This window comes from Pseudomonas sp. GW821-FHT09E04, assembly GCF_059416185.1.
Genome location: NZ_JBWKOR010000007.1, coordinates 104,242 through 123,333, shown reverse-complemented (window position 1 = coordinate 123,333; position 19,092 = coordinate 104,242). Strand labels below are relative to the sequence as shown.

Genomic DNA, 19,092 nt, shown 5'->3' with positions numbered 1-19,092 from the left:
CTGCTCCCCGTGGCGCGCGTGGCGCCGTGAATGTATCGACCTCAACAGCAAAGCACAGACCGTCGCAAGCGCCTGGAAAATTGTGGTGGGCCGGAAAAAGCCGCGCATCATACCAGCAGCGTGAGGAATATGGCGGATGTTGGTATCGATCGTCGGCGAAGTTTTGTGTCGCGGCCAAACCGGCCATACTGCGCGCTGATTTTTCGGGAATGGATCGCATGAACAAGCATTGGATGAAGGCCTGCGGGTTGATCGCACTGTTGCTGACCGGGGCCCCCGCTGCATTCGCCGCATCGGCACCGCCGCTGAGCGAGGTGAAAGTCATCAAGGTTCAGTCGGCGTCCTGCGGGCTCGAAGACATTACCGATGGTCAGGTGCAGACCCGGTGCGATCACAGCGCGCCGGGCATCAAGGTTTATGTGCTGGAAATCGGCTATGGCCAGAGCCAGCCCCAGGCCGCACTGGACGGTTTTGAAGTGAACGGCACGCGAAGCCCGGTGTGTGCCTTCGATAACGGCAATCTGACTGAGTGCACGCCCGGCAGTAAAACCGTTGGTTCTCTCTATACCTTCGATCTGGCGGGCCGGCAGGAGGGCACTTTCACGTTCAGCAACACATCGATCAACGCCCCGCGCAACACGATGTCGACTCAGCTTTACATCAAGTAACGGCACAGGCTGAACGGTTCGGGACAAAGCTGACTAAGCTTAATGAACCACTCAGCGGATTGCGCCCATGACCTTTAGAGCCCTGATTACCCTCGCCGAGGGCATCGATGATCTGCAATGCGTGACCCTGATCGACGTGCTGCGCCGCGCCGGCGTCGAAGTGGTGGCCGCCAGCATCGAAGGCCGGCGCATGCTGACCTGTGCCCGAGGCACGCGACTGACCGCCGACGGGATGCTCATTGATGTGCTGGCCCAGACCTTCGACCTGATCGTCCTGCCCGGTGGCATCGTCGGCGCTCAACATTTGGCGGCCCACCAGCCTTTACAGCAACTGCTCAAGGATCAGGCCAGCGCCGGGCGACTGTTCGCCGCCATCGCCGAATCCCCGGCGGTCGCACTGCAAAGCTTTGGTGTTTTGCGCCATAGACGCATGACCTGTTTGCCCGCCACCAGCCATAACCTCTCCGGATGCACGTTTGTCGATCAAGCGGTGGTGGTCGACGGCAATTGCATCACTGCCCAGGGTTCCGGCGCAGCACTGGAGTTCGCCCTGACACTGGTTGAGCAACTGGCGGGCAAGGCCGCCAGATCGAAGGTGGCGGGAGAGTTACTGGCCTGAGATCGTCAGGCGTGAGCGGCGATTCGCTGGATGGCTGGCTGCTCACGATGCTCCGCTTGCCAAAGATCGTAATCGGTTTGAACCCCTAGCCACATGCGAGCCTTGCCAATCCCCGCTCGCTCCAGACGGACGGCCAGATCCGGGCTGATCGGTGCATGTCCGTGCAATACACGAGAAAGGTGAGGGCGGGCGAATCCGAGATGCCGAGCCAATTCGGTGACACTGATACCAAGCTCCGGCAATACATCCATCAGCAGCGTTTCACCGGGGTGTGGCGGGTTGTGCATGGGCATGAGCCTGCCTCCTGTCAGTGGTAATCCAGATAATCAACCAGTTCGATGTCCGACCCTGCAAATCGAAAGATAACCCGCCAGTTCCCGGACACGCTCAGTGACCAGTACTCGCAAAGTTCCCCTTTCAGTGGATGCAGACGCCAACCGGGAAGGTCCAGATCCCCGGGAACCGCTGCCCGATCCATGAACTGCAGCATACGCGACAGCCGTTTAGCGTGATCGGCGCGAATCCCGCGAGTCGAACCGTTTTCATAGAAGCCACGAAGGCCTTTGTGCTGAAAGGATTTGATCATGGGGCGAGTGTAAGGCGATACATTACACTCAATGCGGTATCTATGTACCGCATCTTTTCGAGCTGATTGTGCTTGGCGGGTTTATTCCGCAGGTGACAGCGGTGCAGCTAGGCCTTCACCTCTTCCACCGGCACATGCATCTGGTCGCGATTGGCCAGGGTCGGGAACAGTTTGATCCAGGTTCCGGTCACCACCAGCGTACCGATCCCGCCCATCACCACTGCCGGTACGGTGCCGAACCAGTGGGCGGTGAGGCCGGATTCGAATTCGCCCAACTGGTTCGAGGCGCCGATGAACAGGCCGTTCACCGCGCTGACCCGGCCGCGCATTTCGTCCGGGGTTTCCAGTTGCACGAACGAGGCGCGGATCACCATGCTGATCATGTCCGCCGCGCCGAGTACCACCAGCACTGCCAGCGAGAACCAGAACGATGTCGACAGACCGAAGGCGATGGTGGCCACGCCGAATACACCGACGGCGGTGAACATCACCCGGCCGACGTTGCGTTCGACGGCGAAGCGCGCCAGGAACAGCGACATCATCAACGCCCCGACCGCCGGCGCCGAACGCAGCAACCCCAGGCCCCACGGCCCGGTCAGCAGGATGTCCTTGGCGAACACCGGCAACAATGCCGTGGCACCGCCGAGCAGTACGGCGAACAGGTCCAGCGAGATCGCCCCGAGGATGTCCGGGCGGCTGCGGATGAAACGAATCCCCGCCAGCAACGAGTCCAGCGTCGCCTTGCCCTTGTTCAGCGGGGTTTGTCGGGCAGGCAGGTTGAGCATCAAGGTGCAGGCGATGACGTACAGAATGACCGTCGGGCCATAGACCCACACGCTGCCGAAGGCGTAGAGCAGACCGCCCATCGCCGGGGCGACGATAGTGGCTGATTGCTGCGCCGATTGCGCGGCGGCGACCGCCCGCGGGAACAAAGCGCTGGGCACGATACTCGGCAGCAGCGCCTGGGTGGTCGGCATCTCGAAGGAGCGCGCGGCGCCCAGCAGGAATGCCAGGATAAAAATCATTTCCCGGGTGACATGGTCGGTGGCGCTGCCGATGGCCAGTGCCAAGGCGATCAAGGCCTGTAGGGACTGACAGATCGCCGCGACCCTGCGCCGGTCGTAGCGGTCGGCGACATGCCCGGTGTGCAGCATGAACAGCACCCGTGGCGCGAATTCCACCAGGCCAACCAGACCCAGGTCGAGCACGTTGCCGGTCAGTTGATAGAGATTCCAGCCGATCGCCACGGTGAGCATCTGGAAACCGCTGGCGGTGAAGATCCGGGCAAACCAGAACGCAAGAAAGGGACGGTGGTGGCGTAACAGCAAGGGCTCTTGGCTGGGCATCTGCGGGCCGGTCTTGAACGAGGGGAACCGCGAGATTATCACCAGTCTGTAACAGGAAGTTGCTATGACAAAAAATTTAGTTAGCCAGGCATCGATTTTTCGGGACCCGGACACTCAACCCGGCCATCGATGTATTTCAGGGCTTTACCAAGACTCTGAGGCAACTTGTCACGCGGCAAAAGACCACGCGGTTCCCCGTCGGAAATGGGACTACTCTTTCAACGTTGATTGATCCAGATCAAGACCCTTCGCGGAACTGATCCGGGACCCGTCGGCAGACTCCCTGCGTCGCGATGCCTGTAAAAAGAAGAACGAATCCGAGTTCGCCGCACTCCATACCCGTGGGGGCAGTGGTTCAAGGCCGCCAGCCTTGGAACCGTTATCTGATAGAGGAAAGCTTATGTTCGGTTTAGAGGCACTAGATCTCGCCCGAATTCAGTTCGCGTTCACCATCTCGTTCCATATCCTGTTCCCGGCGATCACCATCGGTCTTGCGAGTTATCTCGCGGTGCTGGAAGGCCTGTGGCTGAAAACCGGCAACGACACCTACCGCGATCTCTACCATTTCTGGTCGAAGATCTTTGCCGTCAACTTCGGCATGGGGGTGGTCTCGGGCCTGGTCATGGCCTATCAGTTCGGCACCAACTGGAGCCGCTTCTCGGACTTCGCCGGTTCCGTCACCGGGCCTTTGCTCACGTATGAAGTGCTTACGGCTTTCTTTCTCGAAGCCGGTTTCCTGGGCGTCATGCTGTTCGGCTGGAACAAGGTCGGACGCAAGCTGCACTTCTTCGCCACGGTCATGGTTGCCATCGGCACGTTGATTTCGACGTTCTGGATTCTGGCTTCCAACAGCTGGATGCAGACCCCGCAGGGTTTCGAGATCGTCAATGGCCAGGTCATCCCGACCGACTGGCTGGCGATCATCTTCAACCCGTCGTTCCCGTATCGCCTGATGCACATGGCGACGGCGGCGTTCGTGGCGACCGCATTCTTCGTCGGCTCCTCCGCGGCCTGGCACCTGCTGCGCGGCAAGGACAACCCGGCGATTCGCACCATGCTGTCGATGGCGATGTGGATGGCGTTGATCGTTGCGCCGATCCAGGCGGTCATCGGTGACTTCCACGGCCTCAACACCCTCAAGCATCAGCCGGCGAAAATTGCCGCGATCGAAGGCCACTGGGAAAACCACGGCAATGAGGCGACGCCGCTGATCCTGTTCGGCTGGCCGGACATGAAGGAAGAGAAAACCAAGTACGCGGTGGAGATCCCGTACCTCGGCAGCCTGATCCTGACGCACTCGCTGGACAAGCAAGTTCCGGCGCTCAAGGAGTTTCCACCGGAAGACCGGCCGAATTCGACCATCGTGTTCTGGTCGTTCCGGATCATGGTCGGCCTCGGTTTCCTGATGATCTTCACCGGTCTCTGGAGCCTGTGGCTGCGCAAACGCGACACGCTCTACACCTCGCGGCCGTTCCTGTACCTGGCGTTGTGGATGGGCCCGTCCGGCCTGATCGCGATCCTGGCGGGCTGGTTCACCACTGAAATCGGTCGTCAACCGTGGGTGGTCTACGGGCTGATGCGCACGGCGGATGCGTCCTCCAACCACAGCTTCATGCAGATGAGCATCACATTGATCATGTTCGTGGTGGTGTATTTCGCGCTGTTCGGTGCGGGTCTGGGCTACATGATGCGCCTGGTGCGCAAAGGGCCGAAGACCGACGAAGGCAAGGAAACCAACGACGGTGGTCCTGGCCAGAAACGCACACCGGCCCGTCCGTTGTCCGCTGCCGACGACGATGGCGCCGAACACGACCGCAGCCTGACCAAGGAGATTTGAGTCATGGGTATTGATCTTCCGCTGATCTGGGCCGTGATCATCATCTTCGGCATCATGATGTACGTGGTCATGGACGGTTTCGACCTGGGGATCGGGATTCTTTTCCCGTTCATCCCCGGCAAGACTGACCGCGACGTGATGATGAACACTGTCGCCCCGGTATGGGACGGCAACGAAACGTGGCTGGTATTGGGGGGCGCTGCGTTGTTCGGCGCCTTCCCGCTGGCCTATTCGGTGGTGCTGTCGGCGCTGTACCTGCCGCTGATCTTCATGCTGATCGGGCTGATTTTCCGTGGCGTGGCGTTCGAGTTCCGCTTCAAGGCCAAGGACGACAAGCGTCACCTGTGGGACAAGGCGTTCATCGGTGGTTCGGTGGCGGCGACGTTCTTCCAGGGCGTGGCGCTTGGCGCATTCATCGATGGGCTGCCGGTGGTCAACCGGCAATACGCCGGCGGCTCACTGGACTGGCTGACGCCGTTCACGCTGTTCTGCGGCGCTGCGCTGGTGGTGGCGTATGCCTTGCTCGGTTGCACGTGGCTGATCATGAAGACCGAAGGCAAGCTTCAGGAGCAGATGCATGACCTGGCGCGCCCTCTGGCCTTCGTGCTGTTGGCGGTGATCGGCATCGTCAGTCTGTGGACGCCGCTGGCCCATCCGGAAATCGCGACGCGCTGGTTCAGCATGCCGAACCTGTTCTGGTTCATGCCGGTGCCGATTCTGGTGCTGGTGACGATGTACGGTCTGATCCGCGCGGTGGCGCGCAATGCCAACTACATGCCGTTCCTGCTGACCCTGGTGCTGATCTTCCTCGGCTACAGCGGTCTGGGTATCAGCCTGTGGCCGAACATCGTGCCGCCGTCGATCTCGATCTGGGACGCCGCCGCACCGCCGCAAAGCCAGGGCTTCATGCTGGTCGGCACGCTGTTCATCATCCCGTTCATCCTGGGTTACACCTTCTGGAGCTATTACGTGTTCCGCGGCAAGGTCACCCATGAAGACGGCTATCACTAGGGGTGATCACGATGGCGCCGACAGCGGCGCCATCTCCCTCAACCGGAGGATGCAAGCATGACCGGCAAACATTCCCTGCACGACATTGAAGAAGCCGAAAAAAAGCCGCTGTGGCAGCGGCTTGGCTGGTTGGCCATGATCTGGGTCGGCAGCGTCGGTGCATTGTTCATCGTCGCCAGCCTGATGCGCATGTTCATGAACGCCGCAGGCCTGACTACACACTGAAACTTCCCATCCCGTCGCCTTGCGGCACGGATTTTTGACCCTCCGACCGGAGGGTTTTTTTTGCCCGGATTATTTACGCGCCTTGAGGATCACGAACTTCGGCGTGGCCGCGACTTGCTCGACGCCCCGGAACAGCCGCGCCAGTTTGCTGTGATAACCCAGGTGACGGTTGCCGACGATGTACAACGCACCGCCGACGACCAGCGCTTCACGAGCCTGCTGGAACATGCGCCAGGCGAGGAAGTCGCCGACCACCTGTTGTTGATGGAACGGCGGGTTGCACAGCACCACGTCGAGCGATTGCGCTTCCTGCCCGGCCAGACCGTCGCCGGCGCGAACGATCACCTCACGTTCACCCAACGCCGCGCGCCAGTTCTCGGCCGCCGATTGCACGGCCATGAACGATTCGTCCACCAGCGTGTAATGCGCATCAGGGTTTTGCAGGGCGCTGGCGATGGCCAGTACGCCGTTACCGCAACCGAGATCGGCAACCCGCGCCGCGCCGAGATTCTTCGGCAAGTGCGGAAGAAAGGCGCGAGTACCGATATCCAGCCCTTCGCGGCAGAACACGTTGGCGTGGTTGAGCAGTTCGATGGCCGGCTCGTCGAGGCGATAGCGGGTCGGATAAGGCGAGACGGCCGCAGCCTTGGCCTCAGGCGTGGCGATCAACAAGCGCGCCTTCTTCACGGCCAGCGAAGCCTGAACCGGGCCGATGTAGCGTTCCAGCAGATCACCGGCAGCGCGGGGCAAGTGTTTGACCATGGCTGCGGCTATCACCTGGGCACCGGGTGCCAATTGGCCTTGCAGGCGAATCAGTTGTTCTTCCAGCAGCGCCAGGGTTTTTGGAACGCGGATCAGTACCCGGTCGAATGGCCCGACCAACGGCTCGCTGGCCGGCGTGCCGCGCAGCGCATCGAATACCCGGCCATTGCGCAGCAGGTTTTTTTCAAGACCCTGAAACGCCAGGAACGAATCGCCGCTGCTGCTGACCTGCACTTTGCCGCAGAGGCTGATGGCCAGCGCGCCGAAGCTGTCGTTGAGCACCAATACCCGAGTGTTTGCCGCCGGGTTCTGCTCGGCCAGATGATTGAGCAGGTATTCGTCGGCCGCATCGAAAGCTTGCAGCGGTTCGTTCTGCTGTTCGGGCTGGCGGATCAGATCAAGCTGGGCGAAGGGCGTATCGAGCAAAGGCATGGGGCGGGGGACTCTGGGTAATCAACGGGTGTCCCGCGGCCCAGGGTGTTGTGCGGCGGAACCGTCCGAGTGGACAGCGGCGCGAAGTTTCGCGGCATCACTCAGGAAGGTCGCAAATGGTACTTTTTTTTCGACTGCATTACTTGCCTGATTTCGGGGACGCCGACTAGATGATCCCGGCCTTGGCGGCGGCGATGACTGCGGAGACCTTGTTGCAGACATTCAATTTCAGAATCACGTTTTGCACATGATAGTTAACGGTGCGTTCGCTAAGGCTCAGGATTCGGGCGGTTTCATAGGCGGTTTTACCGGATGCACACAGCTTCAACACCTCGACCTCCCGAGCGGACAGGCGAGGCGGTCGGGCCTTGGCCGGTCGCGTGGGAAGCGCTTGCGCGAACAACTCGGCCAGATGGCTGGTGACGTAAAACATGTAGCCAAAATGTTCATACAACTCGATTGCGCTGATCGGACAGTGAGGCCGAGCCAGGCTGAGAATGCTGCACAGGCCACTTTCTTCGTGATGAAACGATTGCGACCATCCGTATTGCAGTCCTTGTTCCTGTAACGCTTCCCACAACTTCGGAGTTTTTGAGAAGAGTTCCTTGTTCCAAGTAATTGGCAGCATTGACTGATTGCAGTGTGCTACTACCGGATCATCTTTGCAGTAACATTCCTCTTCGTATTGTTTGTTCCATGCTTCGGGGTAGTTATTGATATTCAAGGCTTTGGGTAGTATCTCTCGTTCAGTCGATGTGACTGAAATCCCACAGAATTTGAAGCCTATGTTTTTGGCAAATGTCAGCAGAATCGGGTAGGCGGTTTCAATTCTTGTGGCGAATGTCACCTGCTGTATCTGCCGCTCCTTCCACAGTTCCATTTGAAGAGTCTCCGAGAGTGTTTCGCTGGGGTGCGATCTTGGATCCAAGAGTCAGGCACGGAAACGAGTGTAGGACGCTTCTTGTATGGGTGTTTGGATTTTTTTGTTCTTAGAGGCTGCTCTGGATAGGAATATCGGATTTCAAGATAGGTGAAAGTTCAGGCCTTGAAGTGGGGTGAGTTGTACTCAAGGCGTCATTCAAAGTTTTGACTCAAAGGCTGTTTGGTCGTTGTTAACAATTCTGTTTTTCTTGAAAAATGATGGTGTTAAATACCACTACAAAACGTCGGTGTTTCAAAGCCTCTAATTGAGTGACACTGAAGCTCTTTGTCGAGGGAGCGCCGCATGACCGCCAGCGCAGAAAAATTCAGCAGCCAGACGCTGCTTGACGTGCAGCCTTTGACGCCCAGCCTGTTCACATTGCGTACGACCCGTGACGCAGGCTTTCGCTTTCGCGCCGGGCAATTTGCCCGCCTTGGGGTGACCAAAGCCGACGGAAGCACGGTGTGGCGGGCCTATTCCATGGTGTCGTCACCGTTCGATGAGTTTCTTGAGTTCTTTTCCATCGTGGTACCCGGGGGTGAGTTCACCAGTGAGCTGAGCCGTCTGAAGGCAGGTGACACCTTGCTGGTGGATCGCCAGGCCTTCGGGTATCTGACGCTGGATCGTTTTGTCGAGGGTCGGGATCTCTGGCTGTTATCCACAGGCACCGGCGTGGCGCCGTTTCTGTCGATCCTGCAGGACTTTGAAGTGTGGGAGAAATTCGAGCGAATCATCCTCGTCTACAGCGTGCGTGAGGCGCGGGAGCTGGCTTATCAACAGTTGATTGCCGAGTTGACGCAGCGTGACTATCTGGCCGAGTACGCTCACAAGTTCCAGTTCATTCCTGTGGTGACGCGTGAGCCCTGTTTGGGGGCCCTCAACGGGCGCATTACCACGCTCATCGAAAACGGGGAGCTGGAGCAGACGGCAGGTGTTGAACTTGATCCGGCCCATTCGCGGGTCATGCTCTGCGGTAATCCGCAGATGATCGACGACACCCGGGCCCTGCTCAAGCAGCGGGGCATGAGCCTCAGCCTGACGCGGCGGCCAGGGCAGGTGGCGGTGGAAAACTACTGGTGAAGAAACGGCGCCTTCAGGCGCCGTTCATGGGGTTCAGGACCGATTGTTCTGGGCCTTGAGCAGATCGCGGATCTCACCCAGCAGTTCTTCTTCCTTGGTTGGCACTGGTGGCAAGGTCGGAGCGACGGCTTCTTCGCGTTTCAGGCGGTTGATGGCTTTGACGCCCATGAAAATCGCGAAGGCGACGATGATGAAGTCCAGAATGCTCTGGATGAACTTGCCGTAGGCCATCACGACCGCAGGGGCGCTGCCCTCGGCGGCTTTCAGGGTTATCGCCAGGTCACTGAAGTCCACCCCGCCGATCAGCAGGCCGATTGGCGGCATGATGACGTCCCCGACAAACGACGAAACGATTTTGCCGAAGGCCGCACCGATGATGATACCGACGGCCATGTCGACCACATTGCCTTTGACCGCGAAGGCCTTGAACTCGCTGAGCACGCCCATAGTTATTTCCTTGTTACAGATGAGTTTGGTGTACGCAGTGTAAATCAGCAAAACGCGTCCTGCGCGAAACACCTTCTTACAATGCTCGTTTTTATCGACACATCAATTCGCGATTAGTTTGCAAAGTGCCACTAATCGCGCGCGAATTACTCCGCAAGGCTCTGATCGAGAAGCTATTTTTCTCAATCGACGGAGTGTGGATTTTCTATTTATGTTCGCGGTCATGACTCTCTAGCCTCTGGTTGGCGCACCTGGATGCGCCTCAAACAACAGAGGAACCTGAAATGAATTCCATACTTGGTTCAGGGGTATTGCCCCTTCGCCGTACCGTCGGCGTATTGGCCGCCAGCCTGCTGACCTTTTCCGTGAACGCCGCGCCCCTGACCCGGGATAACGGTGCGACGGTAGGCGATAACCAGAACTCGCAAACCGCCGGCGCCAATGGACCGGTGCTGTTGCAGGACGTGCAACTGATCCAGAAACTGCAGCGCTTCGACCGCGAGCGTATTCCCGAGCGCGTCGTGCATGCCCGCGGCACCGGTGCTCATGGCACGTTCACCGTCACCAACGATCTCAGTGATCTGAGCAAGGCCAAGGTGTTCGCTGCCGGCCAGGTCACACCGGTGTTCGTGCGTTTCTCTGCTGTGGTTCATGGCAATCATTCTCCGGAGACGTTGCGTGACCCACGGGGCTTCGCGACCAAGTTCTACACCGCTGACGGTAACTGGGATCTGGTCGGTAACAACTTCCCGACGTTCTTCATCCGCGACGCCATCAAGTTCCCGGACATGGTGCATGCTTTCAAGCCTGATCCGCGCACTAACCTGGACGACGACTCGCGCCGTTTCGACTTCTTCTCTCATGTACCGGAAGCCACTCGTACATTGACCGAGCTGTATTCCAACTCAGGGACACCCGCCAGTTATCGGGAGATGGATGGCAACGGTGTGCACGCCTACAAGTTGGTCAACGACAAGGGTGAAGTGCACTATGTGAAGTTTCACTGGAAAAGTTTGCAGGGGATCAAGAACCTCGATCCTGAACAAGTCGCAAAAGTTCAGGGTCGTGACTACAGTCACATGACCAATGACTTGGTAACTAATATCAACAAGGGCAATTTTCCGAAGTGGGACTTGTACATTCAGGTCCTGAATCCGCAAGATTTGTCCAAGTTTGATTTCGATCCATTGGATGCAACCAAGATCTGGCCCAATGTTCCTGAACGGAAAGTTGGACAAATGGTCTTGAACCGCAATCCGGCAAATGTCTTCCAGGAAACTGAACAGGTGGCCATGGCGCCGGCCAATATTGTTCCCGGTATCGAACCTTCGGAAGATCGCTTGTTACAAGGCCGAGTGTTCTCCTATGCCGATACTCAAATGTATCGCCTGGGTGCCAATGCCCTGCAACTCCCCATCAACGCTCCAAAAGTTGCGGTGAACAATGGTAATCAGGATGGCGCGATGAACTTCGGCGCCAGCAATACGGGCGTGAACTACCAGCCGAGTCGCTTGCACCCGCGTGAGGAGCCACAAGGCGCACGGTACAGCCAGACGTCCCTGCAAGGCAGCACTCAGCAGGCGAAAATCCAGCGTGAGCAGAACTTCAAGCAAGCCGGTGATCTGTATCGATCCTTCAGCAAGAAGGAACGTCAGGACCTGATCGAGAGCTTTGGCGGTTCGCTGGCGAGCACCGATGACGAGAGCAAGCACATCATCCTGTCCTTCCTCTATAAGGCCGATCCGGAGTACGGCGCCGGCGTGACCAAGGTGGCCAAGGGTGACCTGGATCGGGTCAAGGCCCTGGCGGCCAAACTGGTCGACTAAGAACGATCGCGGGGCCCGAAAGGGCTCCGTTTCCCTTCAAGGAGGTGACTCATGCGGTTCTATCTTTCGCTGTTGCTGGGCTGTCTGTCGTTCGCGACCATGGCTGCACCGGCCGAACAGGACCCTGATGTGCTCAAGGCGCAATTGCAGGACTACTACTTCAATGCCGCCCGTGAGGGCGATATCGCCGTACTCGACACCTTCATCGAGGCGGGCTATTCCCTGGATACCCGAGATGCCAAGGGTTACACCGCGCTGATGCTCGCGGCCTACCACGGCGAAGGTGACGCGGTGGACAAGTTGCTGGCTGCCGGGGCGAATGCCTGTGCCCAGGATCAGCGCGGAAACACCGCCCTGATGGGGGCCATATTCAAAGGGGAATTGCAGATCGCCCGTCGATTGATGGCTACCGACTGCAACCCGGACCAACGCAACGGGGCGGGTCAGACCGCTGCGATGTACGCAGGGCTGTTCAAGCGTGAGGCCTTGCTCGACGCTCTCAAGGCCAGGGGCGCCGATCTGAACGCGCAAGATCCGTTGGGCAACAGCGCCGCGCGTCTGGCCAGCGGGGAAATCCGTACCGCCGCGCCGCGCTGATCGGCGACGGCTGCGTTATCATCGCGGTTTTTGCCGGGGGTTCAGATGGCCAAGGCCAAGCGCATGTACGGCTGCACCGAGTGCGGCGCAACCTTTCCCAAGTGGGCCGGGCAGTGCGGCGAATGCGGCGCGTGGAACACCCTGACCGAAACCATGGTCGAGAGCGGTGGTGCCGCCGCCCCGAGCGGGCGCACCGGCTGGGCCGGGCAACAGGCGCAGATCAAGACCCTGGCCGAAGTCAGCATCGAAGAGATTCCGCGTTTTTCCACAGCCTCCGGTGAGCTGGATCGAGTACTCGGTGGTGGTCTGGTGGACGGCTCGGTGGTGCTGATCGGCGGCGATCCGGGTATCGGCAAGTCGACGATTCTGTTGCAGACCCTGTGCAACCTGGCCAAGACCATGCCGGCGCTGTACGTCACCGGTGAGGAATCCCAGCAACAAGTGGCGATGCGCGCACGTCGCCTTGGGCTGCCGCAGGATCAACTGCGGGTCATGACCGAAACCTGTATCGAAACCATCATCGCCACCGCCCGCCAGGAAAAACCCAAGGTGATGGTGATCGACTCGATCCAGACGATTTTCACCGAACAACTGCAATCGGCACCGGGCGGCGTGTCCCAGGTACGCGAAAGTGCGGCGTTGCTGGTGCGTTACGCCAAGCAAAGCGGCACGGCGATTTTCCTGGTCGGCCACGTCACCAAGGAAGGCGCATTGGCCGGCCCGCGTGTTCTGGAGCACATGGTCGACACTGTGCTGTATTTCGAAGGCGAGTCCGATGGCCGGTTGCGCCTGCTGCGGGCGGTGAAAAACCGTTTCGGCGCCGTCAACGAGCTGGGCGTGTTCGGCATGACCGACAAGGGCCTGAAAGAAGTCTCCAACCCTTCGGCTATTTTTCTCACACGCGCTCAGGAAGAAGTCCCGGGCAGTGTGGTAATGGCGACGTGGGAAGGCACCCGGCCGATGCTGGTGGAAGTCCAGGCGCTGGTGGATGACAGTCATCTGGCCAACCCGCGTCGGGTCACCCTTGGCCTGGATCAGAACCGTCTGGCGATGCTGTTGGCGGTGTTGCACCGGCATGGCGGCATTCCGACCCACGATCAGGACGTGTTCCTCAACGTGGTCGGAGGGGTGAAGGTGCTGGAAACCGCATCCGACCTGGCGTTGATGGCCGCCGTCATGTCGAGTCTGCGCAACCGTCCGTTGCCCCACGATCTGCTGGTGTTCGGTGAAGTCGGCCTGTCCGGCGAAGTGCGTCCAGTGCCGAGCGGTCAGGAGCGTTTGAAGGAAGCGGCCAAGCACGGCTTCAAGCGCGCGATCGTGCCCAAGGGCAACGCGCCGAAGGAAGCGCCTCCAGGCTTGCAGATCATTGCAGTGACGCGTCTGGAACAGGCGCTGGATTCACTCTTCGAGTAATCAGAGCTCCATCAACGCGCCAAGCTCTCGTTCGAGCTCGGCCTCATCCCCGAGGTTGAGCTCGATCAGGCGGCGCAGGCGCTGGATCGATTCCAGGCTGATGTGCCGGCACTGGAAACCCAGTTGCCCATGATCGTCGTGCGCCAGTTGCACATCCATCTGGATGTCGGTGTCGTCGCTCAGGTGAATGTCGACGTTGAAGTCCTGCGTTTCATCCCCCAGCCACGGCTCCGGCCGCTCGATCAACAATCCCTTGAGCGACAGGTCGATCAGCTTCACCGGCCAGATGTATTCACCCTGGCTCAATTCGGTTCTGGCATCGAACGCGATACGTTTGAAGCGGCGACGCTCGGACGGGTGCTCGCTCATGGCGCAATCCTCTGGACGGTTCGCTGACTATAGACCCGCCACGTCGAGTGTTGCCAGTCAGGCAGGGCGTCCGACCAATGTCGGGGTATGGCCTTTGCCGCCAGTAGCGCTAAACTCGGGGTGGCTGTCTTTCTTGTCCACCCTGGCTGGAATAATAAAATGAAAAATAATAATAGCCTGCTGCGCCACTTACCCTGGCTAGTGCTGGCAATCGTAGGAGCGTGCGCCCTGGGCGTAGTGGCATTGCGCCGAGGCGAGGCGATCAACGCCTTGTGGATCGTGGTCGCCGCCGTGGCCATTTATCTGGTTGCGTACCGTTACTACAGTCTGTTCATCGCTAACAATGTGATGCAACTCGATCCACGCCGGGCCACCCCCGCCGTGCTCAACAATGACGGTCTGGACTACGTTCCAACCAACAAACACATTCTCTTCGGACACCACTTCGCGGCCATCGCCGGCGCGGGGCCTCTGGTCGGTCCGGTACTGGCTGCGCAGATGGGCTACCTGCCCGGCACGCTGTGGCTGATTGCCGGCGTGGTGCTGGCGGGCGCGGTGCAGGACTTCATGGTCCTGTTCATGTCCACCCGTCGCAGCGGCCGCTCCCTGGGCGACATGGTGCGTGAAGAAATGGGCCGTATCCCCGGCACCATCGCGCTGTTCGGCTGCTTCCTGATCATGATCATCATCCTCGCGGTGCTGGCGCTGATCGTCGTCAAAGCCTTGGCCGAGAGCCCTTGGGGCATCTTCACCGTGATGGCGACCATCCCGATCGCGATGTTCATGGGCATCTACATGCGCTACATCCGCCCGGGCCGCATCGGCGAGATCTCGGTGATCGGCGTGGTGCTGCTGCTCGGTTCGATCTGGCTGGGCGGGCAGATTGCCGCTGACCCGGTGTGGGCCAAGGCCTTCAGCTTCACCGGCGTGCAAATCACCTGGATGCTGATCGGTTACGGCTTCGTTGCCGCTGTGTTGCCGGTCTGGCTGATCCTCGCGCCACGTGACTATCTGTCCACGTTCCTCAAGATCGGTACCATCATTGCCCTGGCGATCGGTATCCTGGTGACCATGCCGGAGCTGAAAATGCCGGCCCTGACCCAGTTCGTCGACGGCACCGGCCCGGTGTGGAAGGGCGGTCTGTTCCCGTTCCTGTTCATCACCATCGCTTGCGGTGCGGTATCGGGCTTCCACGCACTGATCTCGTCCGGCACCACGCCGAAACTGCTGGATAACGAAACCAACGCCCGCTACATCGGTTACGGCGGCATGCTGATGGAATCGTTCGTGGCCATCATGGCCATGGTTGCCGCTTCGGTGATCGAGCCTGGCGTGTACTTCGCCATGAACAGCCCGGCGGCAGTCGTCGGCGGTGACGTGGTGGCGGTGGCAACCGCTGTCAGCAACTGGGGTTTTGCGATCACGCCTGAGGCGCTGCAAGCCGTGGCGCATGACATCGGCGAAACCACCATCCTGGCCCGTGCCGGTGGTGCACCGACCCTGGCGGTCGGTATCGCGCAGATCCTGCACAGTGTCCTGCCGGGTGAAAACACCATGGCGTTCTGGTACCACTTCGCGATCCTGTTCGAAGCGCTGTTCATCCTGACCGCTGTGGACGCCGGCACCCGTGCCGGGCGCTTCATGCTGCAGGATCTGCTCGGCTCCTTCGTGCCGGCGCTGAAACGTACCGAATCCTGGACCGCCAACCTGATCGCCACTGCCGGTTGTGTGGCGATGTGGGGCTGGTTGCTGTATCAGGGCGTGATCGATCCGCTGGGTGGCATCAACACCTTGTGGCCGCTGTTCGGTATCTCCAACCAGATGCTGGCCGGTATCGCGCTGATGCTCGGCACCGTGGTCCTGATCAAGATGAAGCGTCAGCGCTACATCTGGGTCACTCTGCTGCCGGCTGCCTGGCTACTGATCTGCACCACGACTGCAGGCTTCATCAAGTTGTTCGACGCCAACCCGGCTGTCGGCTTCCTGTCGCTGGCCAAGAAGTACAGCGATGCACTGGCCGCAGGCCAGGTGATCGCACCGGCCAAGAGCGTCGAGCAGATGCAGCACGTGATCTTCAACGCTTACACCAACGCAACGCTGACCGCGCTGTTCCTGTTCGTGGTATTCAGCATCCTGTTCTATGCGCTCAAGGTCGGCATCGCCGCCTGGGGCAAAAAAGAGCGTACGGATAAAGAATCGCCGTTCCAGGCCCTGCCGGACGCGTAACCAGAGGATTGCACCATGTTCAATGACCTGAGTCGCCTCGGTAAATACCTCGGTCAGGCCGCGCGCCTGATGGTCGGCATGCCCGACTACGACACGTACGTCGAGCATATGCAAACCAAACACCCGGACAAACCGGTGATGAGCTACGAGATGTTCTTTCGCGAACGTCAGGAAGCCCGTTACGGTGGCAAGGGTGGGCCGAAGTGCTGTTGAGCCGCTGATCGCGGTTCACCAGAAGTGAGGTGGGAGCAGGTCTTTCGGCCTGCTCCCATTTTTATGTGTGCAATTGAAGGAGATCGAGTTTGTCTTCTCCCATCCCGGTCACGGTGCTCAGCGGTTTCCTTGGCGCCGGCAAGACCACCTTGCTGCGCCATCTGTTGAAAGCCGAGCACGGCCTGAAAATCGCCGTGATCGAAAACGAATTCAGCGACGCCGGTATCGACACCCAGTTGCTGGGCGACGAGCCGGTGCAAGTCATGACCCTGGCCAACGGCTGCGTCTGCTGCACCATCCACACCGACCTGACCAAAGCCCTGTACTTGCTGCTCGAACGGCTGGACAGCGGCGAAATCGCCTTCGATCGGCTGGTCATCGAGTGCACTGGTCTGGCCGACCCGGCGCCAGTGGCACAGACCTTTTTCATCGACGAAGAACTGCGTGAGCGTTACCTGCTCGACGGCATCATCACCCTTGTCGACGCGGCCCATGCCGAGCTGCACCTGACCCAGACCATCGCCCAGGCGCAGATCGGTTTTGCTGACCGCTTGCTGGTGAGCAAGACCGATCTGGTGGACGAGGCAGCGTTCACCGCACTCAGCGAACGCCTGACCCGTATCAACCGCCGTGCGCCGATTCGCGTGGTCGAACACGGCAACATCGATCTGGCTGAATTGCTCGATGTGCGAGGCTTCAACCTGAATGCCGATCTCGGCGGCGGGGTGAGTCTGCGCCCGGTCAGCAAGGCGCCGTCCATCGACCGGATTTCCAGTCTGGTGTTGCGTACCGATCAGCCACTGGATATCGATCAGCTCAGCGAGTTCATGAACGAATTGCTGGAAGAGCACGGCAAGCAATTGCTGCGTTACAAGGGCGTGCTGAACATTGCGGGCGAAGATCGTCGGATGGTGTTCCAGGGCGTGCTGAAACTCTACGGCTTCGATTGGGACACCGAGTGGGCCGAGGGCGAGGCACGGGAAAGCGTGATCGTGTTTATCGCCGATGATCTGCCGGAAGAGAAGATCCGGGCGGGGTTTGCCAAGGTGGCGGCGGACTGAGTCCGCCGCTGTCTCAGTGCGTGGAACCGCTGAGAATCGTCTGTTCCAGATGATCCAGATGACGGTTCATCAGCGACACGGCCTCGGCGGCGTCATCACGCTCGATCGCCTCGACGATCCGGGCGTGGTCCTGCCAACCGCAACAGCTGTGCGTGGTTTCAGTGCATCGCGCAATCGCCAGTGAAGTCAGCGGCACCAGCGTACCGAGAAAATGCGCCAGCGGTGCATTCCCGGCCATTTTCGCCAACTGCAAATGAAACTCCCCGGACAGGCGAATCGCCGCGCCGCGTCGGTCTTTATCCACAGCCTGGCGCTCACGTTCGATCAAGGTGCGCAGGCGTTTCAGATCTTCAGCCTGCGCATGCTGGCAAGCCAGTCGCACCAGCGTGGTCTCGGCCAGGCGCCGGGCGTGCAAGGCCTGACGTGTCTGCTCGGCGTCCGGCGCGGCTATGCGCGGTCGATGGTTGGCCCGCAGCACGATGATCTGTTCGTGGGACAGTTGGGTCAGCGCCCGACGCACATCCGCGCGGCTGACACCGAACATCTGCTTCAGGCTCTCTTCGGTGAAGCGGCTGGCGGCATCGAGGCGTTGTTCGAGGATTGCGTCGAACAGTCGCGGATATAGCTCGTCCACCGGCGTCTGCAGGCGGGAGAAGGGCAGGGCCGCCGAGGTCTGGCGAGAATGCGACGGCGTGGCAAGACTGTTCATGGCCGGTCTCCAGTGTGAGGCGTTTCAGTGGCTCAGGTTGTCATCCGGGATATTCAGCTCGATCCCCATGCGCTGGCCTTCACGCAGGATATGCCGGCGCATCTCGGCGCTGGCCTGAGCGCTGTTCTTGCTGCGGATCGCGCGCACCACGGCCTCGTTTTCCTCAAGGCGTTCGGCCAGGTGCTCCGGCGAATTGCGCAGCACTTCGGCGCTCTGCTTGAGGGCGTTGCTGGTCTGTTGCACCACGCTCTGGAAAATCGGGTTCGAGGTCAGGGTGAACAGCTCTTCGTGAAACGCGATATAAGCGCTGACGCCGGCCTCGCTGTCACCTGCCTCGAGGGCTTCGCGCATGTCCATCAGGGTCAGGCGCAGTTGCCCGACTTCCTTGCTGCTGATCGACTGCGCCACCAGACCGACGATGAACGGTTCGAGGGTGTAGCGCAGTTGCAGCACATCTTCGAGGCTGGCGCCGGCCACTGCGCTGTCGTGGCTTTGACTGTCACTGGCCTGGGCGTCGAGCACCACCACGCCTTTGCCCGGCATCGAACGCACCAGACCGAGGGTTTCCAGCACGATCACCGCTTCGCGCAGGCTCGGGCGGCTGATGCCCAGTTGCTCGGCCAGTTCGCGCTGGCCCGGCAGCATCTCGCCGGAGCGCCACTGGCCACGGGCGAGGGCGGCCCGAAGTTTTTCTACCACTGAGTTGACGACGGTGGATGTAGTAATCACGTGTTCGCTCCATG

At 59.9% G+C, this 19,092-nt stretch carries 21 protein-coding genes; 12 read left to right on the top strand and 9 right to left on the bottom strand.

Annotated elements, in window-relative coordinates:
* Nucleotides 1-218: 218 nt before the first annotated feature.
* Complete coding sequence (locus tag AC07N4_RS24535) at nucleotides 219-668, top strand: DUF4879 domain-containing protein (RefSeq protein WP_102621120.1); 450 nt, start codon at nucleotides 219-221, stop codon at nucleotides 666-668.
* 67 nt (nucleotides 669-735) lie between these two features.
* Nucleotides 736-1,287 carry a DJ-1 family glyoxalase III gene (locus tag AC07N4_RS24530; protein WP_493066469.1) on the top strand — a complete coding sequence of 184 codons (552 nt, stop codon included), beginning with the start codon at nucleotides 736-738 and terminating at the stop codon, nucleotides 1,285-1,287.
* Nucleotides 1,288-1,292: 5 nt separating this feature from the next.
* Here AC07N4_RS24530 and AC07N4_RS24525 read toward each other — a convergent pair whose 3' ends face one another.
* The 3 genes from AC07N4_RS24525 to AC07N4_RS24515 all read right to left on the bottom strand — a co-directional run bounded on the left by AC07N4_RS24525 (nucleotide 1,293) and on the right by AC07N4_RS24515 (nucleotide 3,219).
* A complete protein-coding gene (locus AC07N4_RS24525) occupies nucleotides 1,293-1,580 on the bottom strand; it encodes a HigA family addiction module antitoxin (RefSeq protein WP_102621118.1) in 288 nt (95 codons plus the stop codon).
* Between the two features lie 14 nt (nucleotides 1,581-1,594).
* Nucleotides 1,595-1,873 carry a type II toxin-antitoxin system RelE/ParE family toxin gene (locus AC07N4_RS24520; RefSeq protein WP_102621117.1) on the bottom strand — a complete coding sequence of 93 codons (279 nt, stop codon included), beginning with the start codon at nucleotides 1,871-1,873 and terminating at the stop codon, nucleotides 1,595-1,597.
* Nucleotides 1,874-1,980: 107 nt separating this feature from the next.
* Nucleotides 1,981-3,219 carry an MFS transporter gene (locus AC07N4_RS24515; protein ID WP_493066470.1) on the bottom strand — a complete coding sequence of 413 codons (1,239 nt, stop codon included), beginning with the start codon at nucleotides 3,217-3,219 and terminating at the stop codon, nucleotides 1,981-1,983.
* A 400-nt stretch (nucleotides 3,220-3,619) separates the two neighbouring features.
* Here AC07N4_RS24515 and AC07N4_RS24510 point away from each other — a divergent pair, with 400 nt between their 5' ends.
* The 3 genes from AC07N4_RS24510 to AC07N4_RS24500 are packed head-to-tail and all read left to right on the top strand — an operon-like array spanning nucleotide 3,620 to nucleotide 6,292.
* A complete protein-coding gene (locus AC07N4_RS24510; protein WP_096820838.1) occupies nucleotides 3,620-5,056 on the top strand; it encodes a cytochrome ubiquinol oxidase subunit I in 1,437 nt (478 codons plus the stop codon).
* A gap of 3 nt (nucleotides 5,057-5,059) precedes the next feature.
* Nucleotides 5,060-6,067: a cytochrome d ubiquinol oxidase subunit II gene (cydB, locus tag AC07N4_RS24505; protein WP_085697554.1), complete on the top strand. Its 1,008-nt coding sequence runs from the start codon at nucleotides 5,060-5,062 to the stop codon at nucleotides 6,065-6,067.
* 57 nt (nucleotides 6,068-6,124) lie between these two features.
* A complete protein-coding gene (locus AC07N4_RS24500) occupies nucleotides 6,125-6,292 on the top strand; it encodes a DUF2474 domain-containing protein (RefSeq protein ID WP_007950992.1) in 168 nt (55 codons plus the stop codon).
* 69 nt (nucleotides 6,293-6,361) lie between these two features.
* On the opposite strand, the gene AC07N4_RS24495 is transcribed toward AC07N4_RS24500, so the two are convergent.
* Both AC07N4_RS24495 and AC07N4_RS24490 read right to left on the bottom strand, forming a co-directional pair.
* Nucleotides 6,362-7,486, bottom strand: a complete 1,125-nt coding sequence (locus tag AC07N4_RS24495) for a methyltransferase (protein WP_102621115.1) — start codon at nucleotides 7,484-7,486, stop codon at nucleotides 6,362-6,364.
* Between the two features lie 166 nt (nucleotides 7,487-7,652).
* Nucleotides 7,653-8,366 (bottom strand): autoinducer binding domain-containing protein, encoded by a 714-nt coding sequence (locus AC07N4_RS24490; RefSeq protein WP_102621114.1) that lies wholly within the window; start codon nucleotides 8,364-8,366, stop codon nucleotides 7,653-7,655.
* Nucleotides 8,367-8,711: 345 nt separating this feature from the next.
* Here AC07N4_RS24490 and AC07N4_RS24485 point away from each other — a divergent pair, with 345 nt between their 5' ends.
* Nucleotides 8,712-9,488, top strand: a complete 777-nt coding sequence (locus AC07N4_RS24485) for a ferredoxin--NADP reductase (protein ID WP_493066471.1) — start codon at nucleotides 8,712-8,714, stop codon at nucleotides 9,486-9,488.
* 33 nt (nucleotides 9,489-9,521) lie between these two features.
* Here the strand turns inward: AC07N4_RS24485 and mscL are convergent, their stop codons facing one another.
* Nucleotides 9,522-9,935: a large-conductance mechanosensitive channel protein MscL gene (gene mscL, locus AC07N4_RS24480; protein WP_102621112.1), complete on the bottom strand. Its 414-nt coding sequence runs from the start codon at nucleotides 9,933-9,935 to the stop codon at nucleotides 9,522-9,524.
* Between the two features lie 284 nt (nucleotides 9,936-10,219).
* Here mscL and katB point away from each other — a divergent pair, with 284 nt between their 5' ends.
* Genes katB through radA form a run of 3 tightly spaced genes read left to right on the top strand, consistent with a single transcriptional unit; the run spans nucleotide 10,220 to nucleotide 13,771 of the window.
* Nucleotides 10,220-11,761: a catalase KatB gene (gene katB, locus AC07N4_RS24475; protein WP_493066472.1), complete on the top strand. Its 1,542-nt coding sequence runs from the start codon at nucleotides 10,220-10,222 to the stop codon at nucleotides 11,759-11,761.
* Between the two features lie 51 nt (nucleotides 11,762-11,812).
* The gene (locus tag AC07N4_RS24470) at nucleotides 11,813-12,358 is read left to right on the top strand and encodes an ankyrin repeat domain-containing protein (protein ID WP_096820843.1); all 546 of its coding nucleotides are present in this window, start codon (nucleotides 11,813-11,815) and stop codon (nucleotides 12,356-12,358) included.
* A gap of 45 nt (nucleotides 12,359-12,403) precedes the next feature.
* The gene (radA, locus tag AC07N4_RS24465; RefSeq protein ID WP_039771749.1) at nucleotides 12,404-13,771 is read left to right on the top strand and encodes a DNA repair protein RadA; all 1,368 of its coding nucleotides are present in this window, start codon (nucleotides 12,404-12,406) and stop codon (nucleotides 13,769-13,771) included.
* On the opposite strand, the gene AC07N4_RS24460 is transcribed toward radA, so the two are convergent.
* Nucleotides 13,772-14,140: a PilZ domain-containing protein gene (locus AC07N4_RS24460; protein ID WP_085712214.1), complete on the bottom strand. Its 369-nt coding sequence runs from the start codon at nucleotides 14,138-14,140 to the stop codon at nucleotides 13,772-13,774. It lies immediately after the preceding gene.
* Between the two features lie 159 nt (nucleotides 14,141-14,299).
* Here AC07N4_RS24460 and AC07N4_RS24455 point away from each other — a divergent pair, with 159 nt between their 5' ends.
* From AC07N4_RS24455 to yjiA, 3 genes are all read left to right on the top strand, one after another.
* Nucleotides 14,300-16,366, top strand: a complete 2,067-nt coding sequence (locus AC07N4_RS24455; protein ID WP_493066473.1) for a carbon starvation CstA family protein — start codon at nucleotides 14,300-14,302, stop codon at nucleotides 16,364-16,366.
* Nucleotides 16,367-16,381: 15 nt separating this feature from the next.
* Entirely contained in the window at nucleotides 16,382-16,579 is a 198-nt protein-coding gene (locus tag AC07N4_RS24450; RefSeq protein ID WP_003228401.1) for a YbdD/YjiX family protein, read from the top strand.
* 89 nt (nucleotides 16,580-16,668) lie between these two features.
* Complete coding sequence (yjiA, locus tag AC07N4_RS24445; RefSeq protein ID WP_493066474.1) at nucleotides 16,669-17,640, top strand: GTPase; 972 nt, start codon at nucleotides 16,669-16,671, stop codon at nucleotides 17,638-17,640.
* Between the two features lie 13 nt (nucleotides 17,641-17,653).
* Here yjiA and AC07N4_RS24440 read toward each other — a convergent pair whose 3' ends face one another.
* Both AC07N4_RS24440 and AC07N4_RS24435 read right to left on the bottom strand, forming a co-directional pair.
* Nucleotides 17,654-18,349 (bottom strand): GntR family transcriptional regulator, encoded by a 696-nt coding sequence (locus tag AC07N4_RS24440; protein ID WP_493066475.1) that lies wholly within the window; start codon nucleotides 18,347-18,349, stop codon nucleotides 17,654-17,656.
* 24 nt (nucleotides 18,350-18,373) lie between these two features.
* Nucleotides 18,374-19,078, bottom strand: a complete 705-nt coding sequence (locus AC07N4_RS24435) for a FadR/GntR family transcriptional regulator (protein WP_007950980.1) — start codon at nucleotides 19,076-19,078, stop codon at nucleotides 18,374-18,376.
* Between the last annotated feature and the right edge of the window lie 14 nt (nucleotides 19,079-19,092).

What these genes read in the sequence shown, in the direction of transcription:
- AC07N4_RS24510 (WP_096820838.1), top strand. Translation starts at nt 3,620, where the DNA reads ATGTTCGGTTTAGAGGCACTAGATCTCGCCCGAATTCAGTTCGCGTTC.
- cydB (WP_085697554.1), top strand. Translation starts at nt 5,060, where the DNA reads ATGGGTATTGATCTTCCGCTGATCTGGGCCGTGATCATCATCTTCGGC.
- AC07N4_RS24440 (WP_493066475.1), bottom strand. Translation starts at nt 18,349, where the DNA reads ATGAACAGTCTTGCCACGCCGTCGCATTCTCGCCAGACCTCGGCGGCC.
- AC07N4_RS24525 (WP_102621118.1), bottom strand. Translation starts at nt 1,580, where the DNA reads ATGCCCATGCACAACCCGCCACACCCCGGTGAAACGCTGCTGATGGAT.
- AC07N4_RS24500 (WP_007950992.1), top strand. Translation starts at nt 6,125, where the DNA reads ATGACCGGCAAACATTCCCTGCACGACATTGAAGAAGCCGAAAAAAAG.
- mscL (WP_102621112.1), bottom strand. Translation starts at nt 9,935, where the DNA reads ATGGGCGTGCTCAGCGAGTTCAAGGCCTTCGCGGTCAAAGGCAATGTG.
- AC07N4_RS24490 (WP_102621114.1), bottom strand. Translation starts at nt 8,366, where the DNA reads ATGGAACTGTGGAAGGAGCGGCAGATACAGCAGGTGACATTCGCCACA.
- AC07N4_RS24515 (WP_493066470.1), bottom strand. Translation starts at nt 3,219, where the DNA reads ATGCCCAGCCAAGAGCCCTTGCTGTTACGCCACCACCGTCCCTTTCTT.
- AC07N4_RS24495 (WP_102621115.1), bottom strand. Translation starts at nt 7,486, where the DNA reads ATGCCTTTGCTCGATACGCCCTTCGCCCAGCTTGATCTGATCCGCCAG.
- AC07N4_RS24450 (WP_003228401.1), top strand. Translation starts at nt 16,382, where the DNA reads ATGTTCAATGACCTGAGTCGCCTCGGTAAATACCTCGGTCAGGCCGCG.
- AC07N4_RS24455 (WP_493066473.1), top strand. Translation starts at nt 14,300, where the DNA reads ATGAAAAATAATAATAGCCTGCTGCGCCACTTACCCTGGCTAGTGCTG.
- AC07N4_RS24485 (WP_493066471.1), top strand. Translation starts at nt 8,712, where the DNA reads ATGACCGCCAGCGCAGAAAAATTCAGCAGCCAGACGCTGCTTGACGTG.
- AC07N4_RS24535 (WP_102621120.1), top strand. Translation starts at nt 219, where the DNA reads ATGAACAAGCATTGGATGAAGGCCTGCGGGTTGATCGCACTGTTGCTG.
- AC07N4_RS24530 (WP_493066469.1), top strand. Translation starts at nt 736, where the DNA reads ATGACCTTTAGAGCCCTGATTACCCTCGCCGAGGGCATCGATGATCTG.
- AC07N4_RS24470 (WP_096820843.1), top strand. Translation starts at nt 11,813, where the DNA reads ATGCGGTTCTATCTTTCGCTGTTGCTGGGCTGTCTGTCGTTCGCGACC.
- AC07N4_RS24460 (WP_085712214.1), bottom strand. Translation starts at nt 14,140, where the DNA reads ATGAGCGAGCACCCGTCCGAGCGTCGCCGCTTCAAACGTATCGCGTTC.
- radA (WP_039771749.1), top strand. Translation starts at nt 12,404, where the DNA reads ATGGCCAAGGCCAAGCGCATGTACGGCTGCACCGAGTGCGGCGCAACC.
- katB (WP_493066472.1), top strand. Translation starts at nt 10,220, where the DNA reads ATGAATTCCATACTTGGTTCAGGGGTATTGCCCCTTCGCCGTACCGTC.
- AC07N4_RS24520 (WP_102621117.1), bottom strand. Translation starts at nt 1,873, where the DNA reads ATGATCAAATCCTTTCAGCACAAAGGCCTTCGTGGCTTCTATGAAAAC.